Annotated in this window: 17 protein-coding genes; 10 read left to right on the top strand and 7 right to left on the bottom strand. The window is 62.2% G+C overall.

Annotated features, from left to right (window positions below; all coding sequences use genetic code 11):
• Positions 1–135: 135 nt before the first annotated feature.
• The 4 genes from ACYJSS_RS15540 to ACYJSS_RS15525 are packed head-to-tail and all read left to right on the top strand — an operon-like array spanning position 136 to position 2,633.
• Positions 136–420, top strand: a complete 285-nt coding sequence (locus ACYJSS_RS15540; RefSeq protein ID WP_111261029.1) for a PqqD family protein — start codon at positions 136–138, stop codon at positions 418–420.
• Complete coding sequence (locus ACYJSS_RS15535) at positions 417–830, top strand: lasso peptide biosynthesis B2 protein (protein WP_111261030.1); 414 nt, start codon at positions 417–419, stop codon at positions 828–830. The genes ACYJSS_RS15540 and ACYJSS_RS15535 overlap by 4 nt, the downstream gene beginning before the upstream one ends.
• Positions 831–840: 10 nt before the next feature.
• Complete coding sequence (locus ACYJSS_RS15530; protein ID WP_236206145.1) at positions 841–1,797, top strand: phosphoenolpyruvate carboxykinase (ATP); 957 nt, start codon at positions 841–843, stop codon at positions 1,795–1,797.
• The gene (locus ACYJSS_RS15525) at positions 1,794–2,633 is read left to right on the top strand and encodes a sulfotransferase domain-containing protein (RefSeq protein WP_111261032.1); all 840 of its coding nucleotides are present in this window, start codon (positions 1,794–1,796) and stop codon (positions 2,631–2,633) included. The genes ACYJSS_RS15530 and ACYJSS_RS15525 overlap by 4 nt, the downstream gene beginning before the upstream one ends.
• Positions 2,634–2,660: 27 nt before the next feature.
• On the opposite strand, the gene ACYJSS_RS15520 is transcribed toward ACYJSS_RS15525, so the two are convergent.
• The 3 genes from ACYJSS_RS15520 to ACYJSS_RS15510 all read right to left on the bottom strand — a co-directional run bounded on the left by ACYJSS_RS15520 (position 2,661) and on the right by ACYJSS_RS15510 (position 5,607).
• Complete coding sequence (locus tag ACYJSS_RS15520; RefSeq protein ID WP_111261033.1) at positions 2,661–4,586, bottom strand: asparagine synthetase B family protein; 1,926 nt, start codon at positions 4,584–4,586, stop codon at positions 2,661–2,663.
• 44 nt (positions 4,587–4,630) lie between these two features.
• Positions 4,631–4,789, bottom strand: a complete 159-nt coding sequence (locus ACYJSS_RS15515) for a hypothetical protein (protein ID WP_158545591.1) — start codon at positions 4,787–4,789, stop codon at positions 4,631–4,633.
• Positions 4,790–4,857: 68 nt separating this feature from the next.
• Complete coding sequence (locus ACYJSS_RS15510; RefSeq protein ID WP_236206146.1) at positions 4,858–5,607, bottom strand: hypothetical protein; 750 nt, start codon at positions 5,605–5,607, stop codon at positions 4,858–4,860.
• A gap of 81 nt (positions 5,608–5,688) precedes the next feature.
• On the opposite strand from ACYJSS_RS15510, the gene ACYJSS_RS15505 reads away from it, so the two are divergent.
• The gene (locus ACYJSS_RS15505; RefSeq protein WP_158545592.1) at positions 5,689–6,411 is read left to right on the top strand and encodes a class I SAM-dependent methyltransferase; all 723 of its coding nucleotides are present in this window, start codon (positions 5,689–5,691) and stop codon (positions 6,409–6,411) included.
• A gap of 127 nt (positions 6,412–6,538) precedes the next feature.
• Here the strand turns inward: ACYJSS_RS15505 and ACYJSS_RS15500 are convergent, their stop codons facing one another.
• The 3 genes from ACYJSS_RS15500 to ACYJSS_RS15490 are packed head-to-tail and all read right to left on the bottom strand — an operon-like array spanning position 6,539 to position 11,363.
• Entirely contained in the window at positions 6,539–8,323 is a 1,785-nt protein-coding gene (locus ACYJSS_RS15500) for an ATP-binding cassette domain-containing protein (RefSeq protein ID WP_111261036.1), read from the bottom strand.
• Complete coding sequence (locus tag ACYJSS_RS15495) at positions 8,320–10,068, bottom strand: glycosyltransferase (RefSeq protein WP_236206149.1); 1,749 nt, start codon at positions 10,066–10,068, stop codon at positions 8,320–8,322. The genes ACYJSS_RS15500 and ACYJSS_RS15495 overlap by 4 nt, the downstream gene beginning before the upstream one ends.
• Entirely contained in the window at positions 10,065–11,363 is a 1,299-nt protein-coding gene (locus ACYJSS_RS15490; RefSeq protein ID WP_111261038.1) for a hypothetical protein, read from the bottom strand. The genes ACYJSS_RS15495 and ACYJSS_RS15490 overlap by 4 nt, the downstream gene beginning before the upstream one ends.
• A 103-nt stretch (positions 11,364–11,466) precedes the next feature.
• Here ACYJSS_RS15490 and ACYJSS_RS15485 point away from each other — a divergent pair, with 103 nt between their 5' ends.
• Positions 11,467–12,624 (top strand): nucleotidyltransferase family protein, encoded by a 1,158-nt coding sequence (locus ACYJSS_RS15485; RefSeq protein WP_111261039.1) that lies wholly within the window; start codon positions 11,467–11,469, stop codon positions 12,622–12,624.
• Between the two features lie 5 nt (positions 12,625–12,629).
• The gene (locus ACYJSS_RS15480) at positions 12,630–13,931 is read left to right on the top strand and encodes a sugar transferase (protein ID WP_236206150.1); all 1,302 of its coding nucleotides are present in this window, start codon (positions 12,630–12,632) and stop codon (positions 13,929–13,931) included.
• Here ACYJSS_RS15480 and ACYJSS_RS15475 read toward each other — a convergent pair.
• On the bottom strand, positions 13,861–14,793 hold the full coding sequence (locus tag ACYJSS_RS15475) for a class I SAM-dependent methyltransferase (RefSeq protein ID WP_236206151.1): 933 nt from the start codon (positions 14,791–14,793) through the stop codon (positions 13,861–13,863). The two genes, ACYJSS_RS15480 and ACYJSS_RS15475, sit on opposite strands and share 71 nt — an antisense overlap.
• A 228-nt stretch (positions 14,794–15,021) precedes the next feature.
• Here ACYJSS_RS15475 and ACYJSS_RS15470 point away from each other — a divergent pair, with 228 nt between their 5' ends.
• Genes ACYJSS_RS15470 through ACYJSS_RS15460 form a run of 3 tightly spaced genes read left to right on the top strand, consistent with a single transcriptional unit; the run spans position 15,022 to position 18,553 of the window.
• Positions 15,022–16,236 carry a hypothetical protein gene (locus ACYJSS_RS15470; protein ID WP_111261042.1) on the top strand — a complete coding sequence of 405 codons (1,215 nt, stop codon included), beginning with the start codon at positions 15,022–15,024 and terminating at the stop codon, positions 16,234–16,236.
• Positions 16,236–17,162: an NAD-dependent epimerase/dehydratase family protein gene (locus tag ACYJSS_RS15465; protein WP_236206152.1), complete on the top strand. Its 927-nt coding sequence runs from the start codon at positions 16,236–16,238 to the stop codon at positions 17,160–17,162. The genes ACYJSS_RS15470 and ACYJSS_RS15465 overlap by 1 nt, the downstream gene beginning before the upstream one ends.
• On the top strand, positions 17,159–18,553 hold the full coding sequence (locus tag ACYJSS_RS15460) for a hypothetical protein (RefSeq protein ID WP_236206153.1): 1,395 nt from the start codon (positions 17,159–17,161) through the stop codon (positions 18,551–18,553). The genes ACYJSS_RS15465 and ACYJSS_RS15460 overlap by 4 nt, the downstream gene beginning before the upstream one ends.
• The last annotated feature ends 7 nt before the right edge of the window (positions 18,554–18,560 follow it).

The following is an 18,560-nucleotide window of genomic DNA, read 5'->3' as shown; positions in this document are numbered from 1 at the left end:
CAGGGTGGAGGCCATCTCGATGCGATTCGATAAAATTAGCGTTCACCTGCCCCTGTTCTGCTGGCCCAGGGGCTTGTAGGGCCTTGGATGGCTCGGCATTATGAGCCGCGTTTGACTGGGGCGACGGAGTCAGGAATGAGCGATATCACGGGTGAGGCGACTGTCATCAGGAATGCTAGCGTGCTAGCCGCCGAAATCGGTGGTGAGCTGGTGCTGATGAGTGTGTCCCAGTGGCACTACTTCGGCCTCAACTCCGTGGCCAGCGATATTTGGGAGCGTCTCGCGTCGCCCATGCGTGTAGAGGCCTTGTGTGAGTCACTGGCAGCCGACTATGACGGCGATATCCAGGTGATTCGCCAGGATGTCGTGGAGCTGCTGAGCAAGCTGGCGAGTCGTGAACTCATCGAGGTTCAGGCTTGATCAACGCTCACCGTCTTCGTGTTGTCGAAGCTGCCCTGTTTTTCTTGTTCACTCCTGTCTTCTGCCGTCTATTTTCCTGGCGCCTTCTGCTGAGTTTGAGCGGGGCTCGCATCGAGCCTGCGCCGTCTGAGTTGAATCCGGTCTTGTCGCCGATGGCTCGTGCGGTGGGACATGCGGTGGCCGTTGCGGCAAGGCGCCTTCCCTGGAAGCCTCTTTGTTTGCCCCAAGCATTGGTGGCTGCGTGCATGTTGCGCTTGCGCGGGAGGCGTTCGGTACTTTGCCTGGGGGTGCGCAAAGAAGGTGAGTCCATAGGCGCCCATGCCTGGCTGGTATTGCCGGGGCAGGACGGTGGGATCGTTTGTGGGGCGGAGCATATCGGCAACGTTCACGCTTTGCGGCAGCAAGATTAGGTGTCACGCCATGCATGATGATTACTTCCTGTGCGGCTGGCGCGTGCACAGTGATTTGCCGTTGCCGGAGCTGTTGCCCTGGACGGGGGATACTCAGGCCCCGGTAGATCTTCATATCGAACTCGGAGCGGTTGAGGCACGACTGCGGGACCCTCAATACGACGGTCCCGTTCTGCAAATGGACGCCGATGGAACCTGTCTATTCACCATCGAGTCAGTTGCGATCTACCGCATAGCACAGTATGGTCGTGCGATTCGGGTTCAACCCAGCCTCCCAGCGGACCTGCCCGCAGTGAGGGCATTTCTGTTCGGGACCGTGTTTGCAATCGTTTGCCAGCGCCGTACCGTTATACCTCTGCACGCCTGTTGCGTGAAACTGCCTTCTCCCCAGGGGGATGTCGCGGTCGCTTTCACGGCGCCCTCGGGAACGGGTAAATCGACCCTTGCATCCGCCTTCATGCGGCGGGGTTATCCGATTCTGGCGGACGATGTCACGGTGGTAAGTCTCGATCCGACGCGAGGTGCAGTGGCATTTCCTACCTTCCCCAGGGTCAAGCTCTGGCAGGACGCTATGGGCCAGTTTGGCCATGCCACGGGGGACGCAGAGCGTGTACGACAGGGTATGGACAAATTCTCCGTCGGCTTGGGAGCAGAGCACTTCGCCGTGGGCGCTCCTTTGAGTCTGACAGCGCTGTACCACCTGGAGCGCGTCGAGGATGCCAAGCATGCAGGGCTGGAAGAGGTTGGCGGCTTACCGGCATCGGTTCGGTTTTCCAAGGCCCTGTATCAGGAACGGATCCTCATGACGGTTGCCGCTGGCAAGGGCGCCCACTTCTCACTGGTTACGCGATTGGCGGCCGGCATCAAGCGACATGTTCTGGTTCGACAGCTCTCCGGCTTTGAACATCTGGATGAACTTGTCCATCGCATCGTGGCCTTCCACGCCGGGACGACCCATCAGGCATGAGCGGTTTTTACTGGCTGGCGTCCTACCCCAAGTCTGGTAACACCTGGCTGCGCCTGGTGCTCAACAGTTATCGCCTGGGCGGGTCGAAGCCAGACTTCTCGCAGAAGCAGAACTTCGCTCCCATTGCCAGTAGTCGTCGCCGCTTCGACGAGCTTCTGGGCGTCGCCTCGTCCGACTTGCTGCCGGATGAGGTGTTGACGTTGCGTCCGCGCATGTATGAGCTGCAGGTAAAAGAGGCGCGCGAAGCCTTGTTCAACAAGGTGCATGACGCTTGGCAATTGACTCCGGGGGGGGAGCCGCTGTTTCCAGCCACCAGCACCCTTGGAGTGGTCTATATCGTGCGCGATCCCCGCGATGTGGTGTTGTCGCTGGCCGGGCACATCGGTTTCAGTGTGGACAGGGCGATCGACCTTCTCCTCGACGAGGCAGCCAGCCTGTGCGACCAAAAGCTCGGGCTCAAGGATCAGTTGCCTCAGCAGTTGGGGAGCTGGAGTCGGCATGTGCTGAGCTGGATCGATCTGCCTGCGCCTTGGAGCCCTTTGCTTCTTCGCTACGAAGACATGTTGGCGAAGCCCCGGGAAAGCTTTGCTTGTGTCATCGAGTATTGTGGCTGGCCGTTGGATGACAAACGTCTGGAGCAAGCACTGGATGCCACTCGTTTCGACAGGCTGCAGGCTGCGGAGGCCAGCCATGGTTTCACCGAGCGGCCGCAACGCGCCGCTCGCTTCTTCCGAGAGGGGCGTGCCGGCGGGTGGCGTGAGCGATTGAACGAAGCACAGCTACGCCGTATCGAAGACGCCACCGAGCCGCTTAGAGCGCGCCTTGCTTATTGCTAGCGAGGGCCTGGGGGTAGTCGAAGCAGGTTAACCCTGGAGTTGGCAGCCTGTTTCGACCCAGCACAGGAAGGCACCAAAGTGCAGGCCTCGGTGCAGAAGGGTCAGGTGCTCCGGGCTCGCTGGTCGGTCTGGCCAGTTCGAGAGGAGGGCCTTCATTCGTTTGAGGTCGAGCAAGCGTCGGGCCAGCGGTGAAGCCTCCAGCTCTTCGAGTCGTTCGCCTAGAAAGGGGCGCATCATACTCATCCGATGGAGGTATTCAGGGCATTGCATGCCGCGTTTGCGGTTGTTGACCACCTCGCCAGGCAGTCGATCCGCGGTGACTCGGCGGGCGAGGAGACGAGTCACGCCGCCTTGCAGGTAGAGGCTGTCGGGAAGTGAAAAGCAGAACTCCAGCAAGCGCCGGTCAGCCATCGGGTCGCGAACCTCGAAGCCATGCAGCGCCCGCACAAGTCCGGTTGCCTGCAGTGCCGACTGGCGCTCCCTGAACCATTCCTGGCGCAGTTGCCAACTCGACATGGAAGCCATTTGCTTGCGGCGCCTGGCTCCATCTTCGGTTCGAATACGTGCCTTGATCGACGGCTCAATGGGAGATTGATGCCCCCACTCGAAAGCACTCGACCCAGCATGCAGTTTTGTTTTCCACCGCTGAACGATGTCTGGCGCAAAGGGGGCCAGGGTGGAGCGCCATATCTGTCGCGCAATGGTGGTGTTTTGCCTGCTTGTGCGTGCCAGGGCGAATGACTCCTGGAAAGCCTTCAGCCATCGGCCATCCCTCATCAAACCGGTAAGGGTGCCTTGCCCATCCCAGGAAAGCGTTACATTGCCTAGCGCACCGGCCAGCAGTACACGGCCTCCTTGCTGCCTGATGTGATCCCGCGCGGAGCCCATCCAGGCCATGTTCATCACATTTCGCCAAGGGGCGCCTGTCAGCTGGAACATCCGTGGCCAGTCGGTATCCCATCGATGCTGCGCTGGAGCATTGAAAAACAGCGGCTGCAATCCGGGCGTTTGTTCGCAGATGCTCGCTACATAACGTCGCTCGCTCATGTAGTGGTGATCTGAGTCCAGCATCTCGGTATTGATGGCGGGCAAGCAGGTGACGGTGGTCAATGTGTTGCCTGGCAAGTACTTCACGGCCGTCACTGACACAGCAGAAGAGTCCAGCCCTCCTGTGAGGGAGGAAAATGCGGGGCCCTCGATCCGCAGGCAGTCTTTGACCGCGCGCTCGAACAATTCCCGTGCCGCCTCGACGTATTCCTCTTCCCTGGACAGGCGCAGTTCGGTTCGTTGCTCTGGCGTCCAGTAGAAACGTTGCTTGAGATGGCCAGAGCGTAAAACCGCAATCGAGCCCGCAGGTAGAAGGTGCAGACTCTTGTATGGTGTGCCGTTGTCGGCCACGGGCAGGTCCGATAGCTGAGCGACGAAGTGGTCTTCGTCCAACTCGCGATCGATGCCGGGAACTGCCAGTAGGGCTGCTGGGTTCGTGGCGAAAGCGAAGAGCCCTTCTCCCTCGTGATAGTACAGGGGGCGCTGACCCACTGCGTCACGGGCGAGCAACAGGCTGCGATCAGCAGAATTCCACACCACCAGCGCAAAATCACCGAGCATGCGTTCGGGACCGCGCTCCCCCCAACGCAGTATTACTTCAAAGGCAATGGCGCTGTCAGCCCAGCCGCGTGCTTCCCTGGGCAGCGCCAGAGCGTCGATCAGTTCGGTGCGGTTGATCAGGTAACCATCGAATACCAACACCAGAGGGACATCATGCCGAATGGCGGGCTGATGATCCTGTCGATCTTCCGGGGCTGTAATACGTAAGCGGTGGGTAAGGAGAAGGCCAGGGTGCGACCAGTGATAGGGTCGCTCCAGTCCTGGCGCATCGAGTGCAGCTGCAAAACGCTCAGGTAGTTCCGCTGGTATGACCCGAGCGGAAAGCAGACCGGCAAATGCGCTCATCGGCGAGCCAGGGATTTACAGTGGTTGAGCATGCAGCATGCCGGTCAGGAGATGTTCGAAAAGCCAAACGTACCGTCATTGCCACTGGTAGCGTAAATGGATGAAGTCACATCCGATATGGAGACTTCGGTGATTTCAGGCTTTTCCCAGGCTTTACGTTGGGACTCGATTTCGATGGATTCAGGGATGTCTTGTTCGGCCATTTTCCTACTCCTTTCAGTTTGGGGTCACGCTATATCAACTACCCGCATTTTGGCAATTGGGGGATTGGCTACGGTTCCGCCGTGTAACAGACCGGCTCAGGATAAAGAGGCTTGCCTTGGGTGAATTGTTTATAGCTTTCGTCACCCAACTGATACGCGATCTGTATCCACGTCATCATCGTCAGTGCGTGCTGCTTCGCCTTTGGCGGGGCAGGTTGACGAAGTCGCTTCAGCAACTCCAGTTCGGCAGCAGCGAGCTCATCACTGAAGGTGAATTCGTTTGAAGGGCCGCAGTGGACCTCATACTCGCTACAGCCACGCTTTATGCTGACGGAAACGTTGGTGCCCAGCTCAGGTGTAGCGAGCACACGTTCGAGTACCCGCTGATAAGCTTCGCGTGCATTCTGCAGTCCATCCAGATAGAACAGCGCTCGGTAAGGACCGGCCTGGTAGCGTGCATTCAGGCTGGCACCGGCCTTGTAGGCATAGGGTAAATCATGTGCAATCTTCTGCGTCGCAATCAGCTGCTCCAGGTTGGTTGGACGTACCTGTACCTTGAAGCAGTGGCGGCAGCCCACTGGGACGGCCGCCTGAGCGTAGGCCAGACGGAACAGGAAGCCCAGGAGCTTCCCGCAGGGGAATGGTGTGCGGTTGGGGCCGACCACCCAGTTCTCGTTCAATCGGACAGGACGCGTCAGTTCCCAGGTGCCATCTTCATGCAGAACTACATCGCCTCTTTCCCGCGCGATCAGGAGATTTTCCCCAATGGTGGATGTGCCCAGTTTGAGGTTCAGAAAGTCCGTGCTTGCCGTGGCCAAGGAAACCCGCTCCGCATCGTTTGTTGGCGGACAGTTTCATCGTCATCAGGGTTGCGGTAAAGCGAAATGAGGAGACGCTGGTTGTTCCACGAATGGGTACGCTTCATGGTGCACGTGTTGCGCGGCGGCGAGCGGCGGAGGTCTGCACTCCTGATGCGGCGGCGTCCGCAAGGCTTGTTCCAGCCATACGGCACGACGCAGGAAGATCGCTACCCCGAGTTGTTTCAGTCGATTCATCAACTGCTGGCAGACACTCCGCAAACGCGCCTGCTTTCGTTCGGTTGCTCCACGGGCGAGGAGGTCTTCAGCCTGGCTCGCTATTTCCAGCAGGCCCATATTCGTGGCGTGGATATCGATGCTGGCCGTATTGGCCAGTGCCAGGCGCGATGGCGACGTGAGGGGCGAGAGTGCCGCCTGAGCTTCGCCTGTGCGGGGGACGTGGCGCAGGAGGAGACCGCCAGCTATGACCTGGTGATGGCCATGGCCGTCTTCCGCCATGGTGCGCTGGGGGGGCGCCCCGCTGACTGTTCCGCCTGGATTCACTTCGATGACTTTGATCGCGTGCTCGGCGACCTGGCCAGGGTGCTCAAGCCGGGTGGTTTGCTGGTGATCCGCCACGCCAACTTCCGTTTCGGCGACACGGGCGCGGCGGCTCTGTTCGAATGCCTGCGTGGCGAGGCGGCACTGGGTTCGCCGATCTACGGACGGGACGACCGCTTGCTGCCCGGCGTACCTGGGGACGACGGCATCTACCGCAAGCGGCTATCGTCCCAAGCCTCGTCGAGCAGGGGGCTGTCATGCTGACCAGCGGCGTTCGCTGCGGGCATCCTCCGGCGCTGTCCGGGCCGGTGCCATGGCGGACACCGCATTGAACGCAGGCGCAAATCAGCGAAGAAAGCTTGATGATCTCGGGGGCGTGCCAGTACAAACGCTAGATGCATGAGTGGGATCGCTCGGCAGAGTCGATATCCGGATCGAGCCCGTTTGAACACATAAAGTCCGTCAGCGTGCCGTCAGCCATCAGTACGTTGCGGTCGGTATGGCGCAGAGCGGTGAGACGATGGGTGATCAGCACCACGGCAAGCCCGGGCCGCGCGGCGCGCAGGGCTTGCAGGAAGCGGCTCTCGCTCAGTTGGTCCAGGGCCGCCGTGGCCTCGTCCAGAACCAGCAGTACCTGGGCATGAGCAACTGCGCGAGCAAGCCCTATGCGTTGCCGCTCGCCGCTCGATAGCTGTTGCTCGAACGCCTCCACGGGGGTGTCCAGGCCCTGGGGAAGACGATTGAGCAGGGCGTCGACACCTGCAATGGTCAGCGCCTCGCGAAGCACCGGCTCCGTACCGCCACCCAGAAAGGCCAGGTTGTCGCGCAGCGTGCCCGGAATCAGCGTAGTGCTAGAGGCGGCATAGCCGATGGCCCGGTGCTCCGCTGATAGGTCTAGCCATTGCAGCGAGCCCTGGCTGGGCTGCAGTTCACCGATCAGTACATCCACCAACGTCGATTTGCCCACGCCCGATTCGCCGACCAGGCCCAGCCATTCGCCCTGGTCGATGCTCAGGTTCAGGTCACGTATAACCGCCTGGCTGGCCTGGGGGTAACGGTATTGCAGCGCTTCGCACAGCAGCACCGGTTGGCGCGGGGCACGAGCCGGAGCCGCGTGCTGATGGGGGGCCGTTGCGGGTGTTCGAGTGGACGAGTCGGGCGAGGTCAACTCCTCAAAATACGGGCGTGACAGGCGCAGCGTCTGCAGGCTGGACAGCAAACGCCGAAAACCTGGCAGCAAACGCAAGCCCACGGCTGAAAACAACGCCAGTGCATGCAGGTCCGTTTGCCCGCTTCCCTTGCTGGCCACCAGTACGCAGAGCACCAGCAGCATCAGGAAAAACAGCTCCATGATGGGTGACTGGACCTCCATCAGCGTACGCTCGCGAGCCGTGGCGCGAGCGAAGCGTTTAGCCACCGGGTAGTAGCGATCCAGCACCGCCTGCACACGACCATACAGGTGTATTTCACGCAGGCTGGCCATGCTGTCGACGACCCAGCGTTGCATCAGCACCTGACTTTCGCCTCTGCGCGTTTCCCTGATGTCGTTGAGCATCACCGACAGGGCGCCGATAACGCCGGCAGCCAGCAGCAATGCACCGAGCAGCATTGCGGTCGCCAGGGGCTCCAGGGCCAGCAACACACAGAGCAGCAGGGCGACCACCAGGGATTCGGTGAGCAGTTCCAGGCTGGGCAACAGGGTGCCGATGACGATTCTGGGCGCCATGTGATTTACGGCCACATTGCTGCCCTGTGCGGTTGTGTTCGAGAGCTGCGCAACGGGGCGACTCAGTTCGTGTTGGAAAATGCTCAACGAGATCATCAGCGTCCAGGCGTCGATCAGCCGGCTGCGCGCGACAGACAGCAGCGGTGCCAGCACACCCTTGCCCAGCACCAGTGCCACCACCAGCAGCGGCAAAGCGGACACGCTGCTACCGGCAATCGCCGACCAGTGCGTTTCCAGCTGCGCATACCAGCCGGAGGATGTGCGCCCCGTCGGTAGCAGCGTGCCCAGCAGGATCGCCACCAGCAATGCACAGAGGGTATCGATGGCAGCCTTGCCCAGCAGCAACGCCAGCATCGACACGATGCTGGACGTGCTGGCACCACAGCGTCTGACGAAGGCCAGTGCCCGTGGTGGAAGGTCGAGCAGTGCAAAGGGTTTCACGAATTTCATGGGCTTAAGGCGATCAAGGATTTGGGAAGGCCCAGGATGCGTTCGCGGATGATACGGGCAGTGGGAAACAGAACCTGCATCTGTCTGCGGGTCAGCAGTCGGGCGCTATCGACGATCAGCTCGGCCTGTTCGTGGTCCGCGGCACGTTGCCAGTGCCCCAGCGCCGCACGGCGTACCAGCCTGATCCTGAGGCGACGCGGCAGCCAGTGAAAAAATGGCGTCATGCAGTGCGGTTCGAGTGGGCACCAGAAATCGGGTGTCTGGATAAAGTAGCGTTCGGCTACGCGCACAAGCTCCCGGGCAAAGCGTTCGACACGCTCCGGACTGCCCACATGCTCGATTACGGAGTTGGAGTGCACGATATGGAAGGCACCGTCCTCGAATTGGCTCAGGTCACAGCCATCGGCACAGAGGGTGCTGAATGGTGGCAGCGGGGGCTCGCGGACGGGCGTGGTGTTGAGCAGCGTGATGGACACGCGGCGTGAGGCCAGGTAAGCCGCCGGCAGGATTTTCCAGTAGCGCTGGGTACCGCCTACATCCAGCACGTTGACATGGCCATGGTGGGCGTAGGCCTGCTCGATCATGTCCCTTAGTGGCCCGATACGCCGTGTACGCAACCGTGTACCGAGCGCGCGGGGGTTGTCGTAATCGGTCAAATGACGCGTCAGCCGTTTCATCCAACCGGCAGGCCGCGGCCTTACGGCCTGCTGATAGAAGGCCACCAGCTCGGCCGCCTTGCGCTGCCAGGTGAAGCCCTGGCGCACGGCCTCCACCACGCTGGCCGGTACCTGGCTCTGCGCGCACCGGGCCGCGCAGGCGCCCAGGTCCGTGATGTCGCCCAGGGCAAACACGCCGTCCCAGCCGACGGCGTCGGTGATGGCGCGGCAGCCTTCGATATCCGAGCACGCCATCGGTACGCCCGACAGCAACCCCTCGAGGATGACCGTCGGCATACCCTCGCGCTCCGAGGCCAGCACCATCGCATTGCAACCGGCCATCATCCGCTGTGAAACGCCGTCGTCTTGCCAGCCGTGAAAGCGCACGCGTGAGGTCAGGTCCCGTTGCGCTGTCAGGGCTTCCAGCCGGGGGCGGTCATGACCCTGGCCGACGATGTGCAATACGGCGTGCGCCAGGTCTGGCGTTTTCAGCGCGGCGATCACATCGTCGAGGCGCTTGACCGGGTCCAGTCGGCCGATGGACAGGAGGGCAGGTGCGCCTTCCAGCTGCACGGGGCCCGTGTCGGCAGGCTGACGGCGTTCATCGATGCAGTTGGGAATGATCAGCACCTGCCGGGGTAACAAGCCACGTCGTGCCAGATCGGCCTCCCAGCCCTTGTGCAACAGCACCACGGCGCGGGCTGCCCGTACCATCAGGCGTTCCACGGTGCTGTCCCAGGCACGCTTGAGCAGACGTCGCCACCAGTTGCCCGTGTCGTAGTAACAATGCGGGGTATAAACCAACGGCACGCCGCGGATGACAGCCAATACTGAGGTGAATGCCGCGATCGGTGTCCGTGCGCCATGTACGTGCACCAGGTCGTGTTCGCCCAACACTGACCAGAGGCGACGGTAGCCGCCCTGGCGGACGTCGAGGTCGCTACCGGTTTCTCCGATGACCGGTGCCAGGATGGTCAGGCGGATCTGATCATCGACCCGTATCGCTCCGGCCAGTCCTTGAATATGGCGCGCTACGCCACTGGACAGGGGTTCGAACTCCTTGCTGACATGCAGCACCCTTAGCGTCATGTCACGCACTCCATCGACGGTGACTGCCGGAGTCGTTGCAGCAGGGTCCCGAACTGGCCGTCTCCGTTGGCAAAATGGCCGTGCAGCCATCGGGCTTGTGCCTGTGCACGGTCATGACGAAAGGCCGGGTCATCGCGCAGGCGTTGGTAGAGCTCGACTACCTGCTCTGCCGTGGCGGCCTGCAAGGGCGCCGCCAGGGCTTTGCGTATCGCCAGGTTGCCTGGCAATGACAACTGCAGGGCCACGACCCAATGCCCGGCTAACGCAGCATCCAGCATGGCCGTGGAGCAGTAGCCCACCACCAGGCACGGTTTGGCGGAAGGGCTTTGCAGCTCCGGGTGTGGCGGGCGGCAAACGGCGCGCGCAGCTGGGCCGATATAGGGCTGGCCTTCCTGGGGGTGCAGCAGAATGCGGGCCGCCGGGGCGATCCGCAGCAGCGCGTTGGCAAAGGCGGTCAATGCCACGCCAATGCCTTCACCCAGTACCTGGGCATGGGTTTGGGAGAGCAGTGCAATGCCTTCCGGGGCGCGTGCAGGAGCCTCGGGCGTATCCCCCCGACCCAGTGCGTCCATCACCAGCCGAGTGTCCGAGGTGCCACTGGCCTCGAATACCTGGCGACTGGCCTCACCCCACGCCACGTACCAGTCGGCTCGTGTCGGGAAAAACTCATCGGTTGGAATGCCGTGCTGCAGGCAAATGGTGGTGAGCCCCTGGCCGATGGCCGCTCGGCTCATCAGGTCGAAGTCGTTGTGCAGCAGCAGTACGCCACGGCTGGTTGCCAGGGTGCGCTGCAGGCTGCCAGCCCACAGCGTGCGACGGGCCAGGCAACTGGCGAGCAGCAATGGCTGACGTTGGCGCAGCGCGGCGATGAATACCTGCAGGGCCGAGCACCACGTGCGCCGCTCGGGCCTCATGGGGCGAATGATGGGCAGGCCTGTGGCGATATCGCGGTTTGCCAAGCGCGGATGCAGCAGCACCAGCGGTTCATAACCGGCCGACAGCAGTGCGGGCAGAACGCGTTGCAGGGTGCCCCAGCCACTCATGCCGGCCAGGGTGGCCAGCAGGACGGCTTGCCGCTGCCCCTGCTTCTTCCATGCAGGTCCGCTGTGTCGAAGCAATAGCCAGGTGTCACGCAACATCGCTCCGAAGGCCCGTATCCCAGCTACGGTCTGGCCTCTGCCAGCGTGCAGATAGAACAGCTCATGGCGAACCTCCGCTGCAGCGGGGCCGAAGTGCTGGCACATGTACTCAATCTGCTCGGCGAAAGATCCCTGTAGCCAGGCGGATGATTTCATAGGCTAATATCCGACTTTTCTTACGGCCGACAAGCTACAGCCGCCCCATCAAGTTGCCAACTGCAATCAGTTGGTCATTCACCGGAATGGATACGCGCCCGTTATGTTCACACCCCATGCGCATCGCATTGAGCGCGCCGCCGATCCCAGCGAGGCTGAGACCGGCCATGGTGATGCGGGGCTGATGCAGGCCACGTTGTGGTTGATGGGGTTCGAGCAGTCATTCGTTGCGCCTGCGCCGCCAGCGCTTTGCCAGTTCATCCGCCACCACGGGGTGGCAGGCCTGTTGCAGCTCGACAGGGTGCAAGCCCTGGATCCCGTGTATGGAGCGCCGCTGCTGGCCGAGCGTCAGCGTATTGTCATGCGCGCCCTGGCGCTGGGGGCCGGGCTGAAGCGCCTGGTCACGGCCTTTACTGCTCAAGGCCTGCGGCCGCTGGCGCTGAAGGGGCCGGCGTTGGCGTTGCAGGCGTATGGCTCTCTTGGTGCTCGGGGCGGTGTGGACCTGGACGTGCTGTTGGAGGCCGAGCAATGGCCCGTGGGCCTGGAAGTGTTGCAGAGCCTGGGTTATCGCATCGCCCCCGGGCAGCCTTGGCCCCTTCCCGCCGCCACCCATGAACTGGTACTGACGCATGCGGAACATCAGCCTCGCGTGGAGTTGCATCGACGACTTTTGCGTCACCAGCACCTGCTCCGTGACCCGCAGCGAATCACCCAGGTCGTCGACCTCCACGGCACCGATGTGACCTGTCTGGCGCCGGCTTACGCCCTGCCCTATCTGATCGCCCACGCCAACCAGCACTGCTTTCGTCGCCTGATCTGGCTGATGGACATCTACGCATTGCTGCAGCATGCCGACCTGGACTTCGAGTTGCTCGCTGGCCAGGTGAAGCACAGCGGCACCTGCGCCATGCTGGACACCTGCCTCAGTCTGCTGACCAGGCTGTTTGGTTTTCAGGTTCCAGCGCCGCTGCAGCAGGTACGACGTCCGTCCCGGGCAAGCAGCGAGATGGTCGAGCTGGCACTGGAGGCGCTGCGCAGATCACTGAGCGATGACGAAGTCGCGAAGAGGCAAGGCCTGTTCGCCCGTGTACGCCTGGACATCGCCCTGCAAGACAGGCTGCCGGCACGTTGGCAGGCGCTGACCGGCTGGCTGAGCCCGACGGCCAAGGACAGCCAATGGCTGCAGCTACCGCGCGGGTTGGCTTTTCTCTACCCTCTCGTTCGCCTTTTCCGGCTGGCGCTGCGCCAGCGAGGTCATTGAGCCTGATGTCTGCTATCCCTCGCTCCCGTTTTCTGGCCCGTGGTCTGAGCGTTTTTGCCTCGGCCTGGTTGGCAGGCTGGGTCATCGAGCCCGGTACTGTCTGGCCAGGCACCTGGGACCTGGCGTTGATGGCTGCGCTGCCGTTCATGGTCCTGGACTGGCAGTTGCTGCGTCCCAGGCATCGTTTGGCCGAACGCCTGGCCACTGGCGCCGGCCAGCTGTTGCTGGGGCTGGGGATGGTGGTTTGTGTGATGCCGTTGTTCGGCTATTCACTGGCGGTGTCATGGGCGCTGAGCTGGTTGGTGCTGGCCAGCACGGCGCTGCTGCTGCTCGAGGTAATCAGCCCGCGAGTTGCTGCCTGGCATCCTCCTATGCCCAGGGTATTGCTGGCGGGTAGTTGCCCACATATCAGCTTGTTCTCTGAGCAACTTGGCCCGATCGCCATGCAACTGCCGCGTGAACACGCGCTGGGCTGGTTGACGGATCGGCAAACCCGGCACCTGTCGGATCACGTGGTGATTCTCGACACCTGCCTGCACACTGCTCCACCCCATCCCGTTCTAGCCGACTGCCCTTCGCCATCTCTGCATGGGGCTTTCGCGTGTTCGGGTGTGACTGCGGCCTCCAAGCGTCTGTTCGACCTGCTCAGTGCAGCCATTCTGCTCAGTGGCTGCGCGCCGTTGCTGGTGGTCATCGCGCTGATGGTTCGGCTGCAGGATGGCGGGCCGATACTGTTTCGTCAGCAGCGCCTCGGCTTGCAGGGTTCAGTCATTACCGTGCTGAAGTTCCGCAGCATGCGGGTGGCTGCCGGTAGTGACCTGCTGGCGCCCCAGGCGCGCCGCGATGACCCGCGTATCACGCCGCTCGGCAAGTGGATGCGTCACTGGGGGATTGATGAACTCCCACAGCTGATCAATGTGTTGCGCGGTGATATGTCCTTGGTCGGCCCACGGCCCCACGCGGTCGCTCATGACCTGCATTACGGCGCCAAGGTTTGTGGTTACACCGCGCGGCAGGCCGCCAGGCCCGGTATCACTGGGCTTGCCCAGATTCGTGGGCGGCGTGGGGAAACCCGCGCCGTATCCGACATGGCTTCACGGGTGCGCGATGACCTGGAATACATTAGGCGCCAGTCGCTGTGGCTGGATCTGTTTATCCTGCTAGCCACACCGATGGCGCTGCTGCGCAGCGGTCATGGGCGCAGTGAGCCGGAACGTGTAACGGTTTCGACCCCCTCTAGAGACGAGCAAGCCGCCACGCCAGCCGCGGATAGCCGTTACGCAGACTCAGAGGCCGAATCTGTTTGAGGATGTGAGCGCGGATGTTGCCCGCTGATGGTGGCGGCGCCGCGACGGCAGGTGTCGCCGGAGCGCTGAGCCGTGCATACACGCGCAGATTGCCTTCGTAGATTCCATGAGCTTCCTGGCGCCAGTGGTGGGCATAAAACCCATTGGCGTTCAACAACGTCTCAAGGGTTTGCGCAGAGAAATAGCTGCGGTGCGAAACATGCACCTGCGACAGGCCAAGCTCGGGCCAGTCAGCCTCGATATCCGGAACCTCGATCACCAGCCAGCCCTGCGGGTCCATCAGCTTGGCTATCCGAGCCAGTGCTCTGCCGGGCTCCTGGAGATGCTCCAAGACATGGAACAATGTCACCAGCCGAGGTGCGAAAGGCAGTTGCGTCTGTTCGTCGAGCTCCTCTGGGCGAACGTGTTCGCCCAAGCCCAGTACCTGTACCGCATGATCGCGCTGAGGGCCGCCTGGCTCCAGGCCCATGTAGTGTTCACAGCCATGGGCGCGACAGGCCTCCAGGAAGAAGCCCAGGCCGGCACCGATATCCAGCACCGATTGGCACTGACCAACAACGTTGCTGATTTCGCTAAACCGATAGCCAGCGATCAGCCGATAGTTCCACATCGCTTTGCTGGCGGGTGGTTGTCGCATGAGGCGGGGGTATAGCTGGCCGTAGAAGCGCGCTTGGGTGTCGTCCTTCATTCCACGCGCCAGATAGACCAGGCTGCAATGTCGGCAGACCGACAGATTGACTCGCAGAAAATAACGGTCATATCGCCAGATAAGCTGTGGATCGAATTGCCCGCAGCCAGGGCAGGGAAGTTCGACGAGATGCCGGTTGATCTGGCGAAGCTGATTGAGCAGAGAAAATGCCATCTATGCCTGTTCTCGCGTTGAGTCGAAGGAGTCCACAAAAAGAGGCAGCACTCTAGCAGTCTGCAAGACGATGGTAACGACCTGTCTTTATTCATCGGGCGATCCAAACTCGGTCAGCGCATTGCAGCGGTTTGGTGGCTATGGCAAATTCTCGCACTTTGCGACGTGACTGGCAGACCGCCTGCACGTTATTGCAGGCAGGCCCACCAGGTTGGAATGATGCATACAATGCCCACAGCAAAACCTATCGGGCATCACGACGAAATTTCGCTGGTGGAGCTGGCGCTGCGAGCCCTGAAGTTCTATCAGCGGTTTGGTCGCTTGCTGCTGCTCTTGGCGCTGTTGGCGGCGTTTGCCGTGGCTGCCTGGATAGCCAATCGCCCGCTTTATGGCGTGTCCGCACTGCTCGAAGTGCCAAAGGTAACGCTTGAGGAGTGGCGGCAGGCGCAGTCGTTTCTCTGGGACAAGCGCTGGGTCGATCACGCTTTCGGCGACCACCAGTCAGCCGCAGCCCCTGATCGCATGCAGTTGCGTAACCGCGCACTCAACCCCGAGTTCTGGCTTCAGAACGTGCGCTATCGCTCCTCCCTCAATCGGGACGACGCCCGGGATATTCCTGTTGCGCAAATCCAGAACAGTACGGGGCTTGGCTTGGAGTTCACCCTGCGGGTGTCCGACGAGGAACAAGCTAGCCAGACCATCAATGCCCTCGCTCGGCAAGTACGCGAAGCCTTTCTGGCCAACAGCCTGATCGACTTGGCGAGGACCAGCCAGGCCGCCCTTGATCATCGCCCGCAACTCAAGCTGGATGTGCTCAAGGCCGAGTTCGACATTGAACAGAACCGCCAGCGCATCGCCGACATGCGCCAGTTGCTGGAGCGCTACCCGGATCTGCGTCACTTGGAAACCAGCACCCTGTTTTCGGTCAGCGACGGTGGTGGCAAATACCTGTCGCCCTTGCCGCAGATCGTCGCCCTGGAAAGCACGATTTCCGAACTGCAGGCCAAGGCGCGAGCGGCCCAGCGTGAACTGGACAAGCTCGACTGGACCGAGCGACTGCTGGCCGGAGTGGACGACACGATCCGCAACGCTACCTCGGGTGAGGACATTCTCGACAAGCTCAAGAGCAACCGCGAACAGGTGCTTGCCGCTTCTGCACAGCAAAACTCCGCGGCCCGGGAGGCGGCCGAGGACATCAACATCAAGCTGGCACAGGCCGAATCGCGCCAGCAGGCCATCGGCATCAAGACACGCTCGGCGATTTCCACGATGCCCGTGATGCAGCGCAACCCGCTGGTTATGGGGGGCGCTGCATTCGTGCTGACCTTCGTTGCGCTTTCCATCCTGCTTGCCCTACATGTAGCGCTGAGCAGGGAGCTGGATGTGCTGACGTGGCTGCCACGCTCCATGCGGCGCTGGCTGATTGTGGATAAAGCGCTGTGATGCGCCTGCTTGTGACCGGCGGTGCCGGCATGCTGGGACGCCGCGTCGTGCGGCAGTGGCGCGAGGCGGGTGGCGACGTGGCGGTGCTGGACAACCTGTCCAGCGGCTTGACGATGCCGCCCGAGGCCAGCCTGGCGGTGGTGGGTGATCTATGTGACGCCCAGACAGTCGCCGACTTGCTAGGCTCCTGGCGGCCCGACGCCATTTTGCACTTGGCGGCGGTTCACCATATCCCCACCTGCGAGATGCAGCGTGCGCACTGCCTGGACGTCAATGTGGTGGGCACCGAGCGATTGCTGGCCGCCGCCGAAGCGGCGCAGATAAGTCGCCTGGTGATCGCCTCCAGTGGCGCCGTCTACGCGTGGCAGGAAGGGCCGCTTTCGGAGCTCTCCAGCCCCCTGGCGCCCTGTGACAACTATGCCTTGTCCAAGTACTGCAACGAGCAGCAGCTGAAGTTCTGGAGTGCACGCGGTGGGCATATCGGCCGGGTGGCGCGGGTTTTCAATGCGGTGGGTCATGATGATCCCAATGCCCATCTGATCCCCGATGTACTCAAGCAGCTGCGTCAGTCGAGCGATGGCTGCATACGCCTGGGCAACCTGACGCCCCGGCGGGACTACCTGCATGCCGACGACATTGCCCGCGGCCTGATCGCCATGCTGCACGACCCCCGCACGGATGTGCCGTTCGATGTGCTCAACCTGTGTTCGGGTGTGGAGCATTCCGTCGAGCAACTGGTGCGGCAACTCGGCGATATCGTTGGAGTACAGGTCAGGGTGGAGGTGGATCCGGCCCGCCAGCGGCGTGTCGATCGTCCCAGTCAGTTGGGTGACCCCAGGCGCACCCTGGAGTTGCTTGGCTGGCAGCCGCGTCTGGCATTCAGCGAGGCGTTGCGCCAGGTCGTGTTTCCGGACCGGGTACTGTGAAACCAGACTCGGTACCCCGGCCTGCGGCCTTTGCTCCAGAGTCATCCGAGCCTTCCCATGGCGTTGGGTCGATCACCCATTCGTTCGTGCTGGCGGCCTCGACCTATGGCCTGGGGCAGGCTTCCAACCTGGCGTTCCAGCTTCTGCTGTTGCAGCTCCTGGGTGCGGCCAGCTACGGGGTGGTTGGCCTGGCGCATCTGCTGTTGATCACCCTGATCTTTCTCGCCGACCTGGGCTATGCCTCGCTGTTTCTGCGTGAAGACCGCAGCTCCAGCGATTGGCTGGAGACCTGGCGTTGCGCGCAGGGGCACCGGCTGATCGCTACCCTTGTGTTGATGGGGCTTGCCCTGACGGGATGGGTGCTTTACAGCGATGACCAGGCCGGCCGGCAGTACCTGTTCAGTGCCGCCCCCGCCAGCGTGTTCGCGCTGTTCAACTTTTCCGCACCGCTTATCGTCTCCGGCCAGCGCCTGCGTGGGTTGCTGGTGGCGCAGATCGCCTGGCCGGCCGCGCTGCTGCTGTGGTGGCCCGTCAGCATTGTCTTGCCCCTGTCACCTGCTGCCAGCGCCGGGGTGGCGGTAAGTCTGGGGTATTTCACCCAGGCCGCCATCAACATCGCCATGAGCCGCCAGCGCCTGCTCTGGCTGCCGATGTTCGGCAAGGGGCAGGTGGGGGCGGCACTGCATCTGTCCGCATTGGGGGTATGCGGAACCTTGCATGACCGGCTTACCCCCTTTCTGCTGGCCCCCCTGGCACCGGGTTTCATGCCCGTCTATCTGCTGTTGAACCATGTGCTCGGTGGTCTTTCCGGGGTGCAGAGTCAGTTGTCGCGCCTGTTGCTGGGGGATGCCGCCCGCGTGCGCGGCCGCCAGCGAATCATGGCGGTGGCCTCGTTGCTGGGCTGGGCAACCGTCAACCTGTTGTTGCTGGGGGCGCTGGCACAAGGCCTTGAGCTGCCGGATGAGCAACGCCAATGGCTGGGGTTTTCAGGGCTGTTGGTGCTGGCTTGGGGCTTGTCTGCTTCCAGCGGGTTTCTGGTGCTGGTGTTGATCGGTAGCCGTCGCGAAGGGCAGTTCGTGCGGCCGTTCTTTCTCGGGCTCGGTGCCAGTGCCCTGCTGCAGCTCATGGCCGTATGGCAAGAAGCGCCTGGCTACCTGCTATGGGCCAGGGTCGTGGGCATGCTGCTGGTGATGAGTGCGCTGCTGATGTTGCTCGGGATGCGTCCGGGTCGCTGGGGCATGCTGGCATTGGCGGGCTCACTGGTCGCATGCGGCAGCGTTGGAACGAGCTGGGCTGGCGGTCTGGTCATCATGCTGGCGGTGCCGGCCTTGGTCGGCTTGTTGGGGCGGCGTCCCTGCTACCTCGAACCACGTCGCAAGGTGGATGGATGAATACGCT

Source organism: Pseudomonas sp. No.21, assembly GCF_054558415.1.
Note: the sequence above shows the minus strand (reverse complement) of the source record. Positions and strands in the feature narration are given on the sequence as shown.

Coding starts and splice junctions, on each gene's coding strand:
- ACYJSS_RS15540 (WP_111261029.1), top strand. CDS start 136: ATGAGCGATATCACGGGTGAGGCGACTGTCATCAGGAATGCTAGCGTG.
- ACYJSS_RS15530 (WP_236206145.1), top strand. CDS start 841: ATGCATGATGATTACTTCCTGTGCGGCTGGCGCGTGCACAGTGATTTG.
- ACYJSS_RS15525 (WP_111261032.1), top strand. CDS start 1,794: ATGAGCGGTTTTTACTGGCTGGCGTCCTACCCCAAGTCTGGTAACACC.
- ACYJSS_RS15520 (WP_111261033.1), bottom strand. CDS start 4,586: ATGAGCGCATTTGCCGGTCTGCTTTCCGCTCGGGTCATACCAGCGGAA.
- ACYJSS_RS15515 (WP_158545591.1), bottom strand. CDS start 4,789: ATGGCCGAACAAGACATCCCTGAATCCATCGAAATCGAGTCCCAACGT.
- ACYJSS_RS15500 (WP_111261036.1), bottom strand. CDS start 8,323: ATGAAATTCGTGAAACCCTTTGCACTGCTCGACCTTCCACCACGGGCA.
- ACYJSS_RS15495 (WP_236206149.1), bottom strand. CDS start 10,068: ATGACGCTAAGGGTGCTGCATGTCAGCAAGGAGTTCGAACCCCTGTCC.
- ACYJSS_RS15490 (WP_111261038.1), bottom strand. CDS start 11,363: ATGAAATCATCCGCCTGGCTACAGGGATCTTTCGCCGAGCAGATTGAG.
- ACYJSS_RS15485 (WP_111261039.1), top strand. CDS start 11,467: ATGTTCACACCCCATGCGCATCGCATTGAGCGCGCCGCCGATCCCAGC.
- ACYJSS_RS15480 (WP_236206150.1), top strand. CDS start 12,630: ATGTCTGCTATCCCTCGCTCCCGTTTTCTGGCCCGTGGTCTGAGCGTT.
- ACYJSS_RS15475 (WP_236206151.1), bottom strand. CDS start 14,793: ATGGCATTTTCTCTGCTCAATCAGCTTCGCCAGATCAACCGGCATCTC.
- ACYJSS_RS15470 (WP_111261042.1), top strand. CDS start 15,022: ATGCCCACAGCAAAACCTATCGGGCATCACGACGAAATTTCGCTGGTG.
- ACYJSS_RS15465 (WP_236206152.1), top strand. CDS start 16,236: ATGCGCCTGCTTGTGACCGGCGGTGCCGGCATGCTGGGACGCCGCGTC.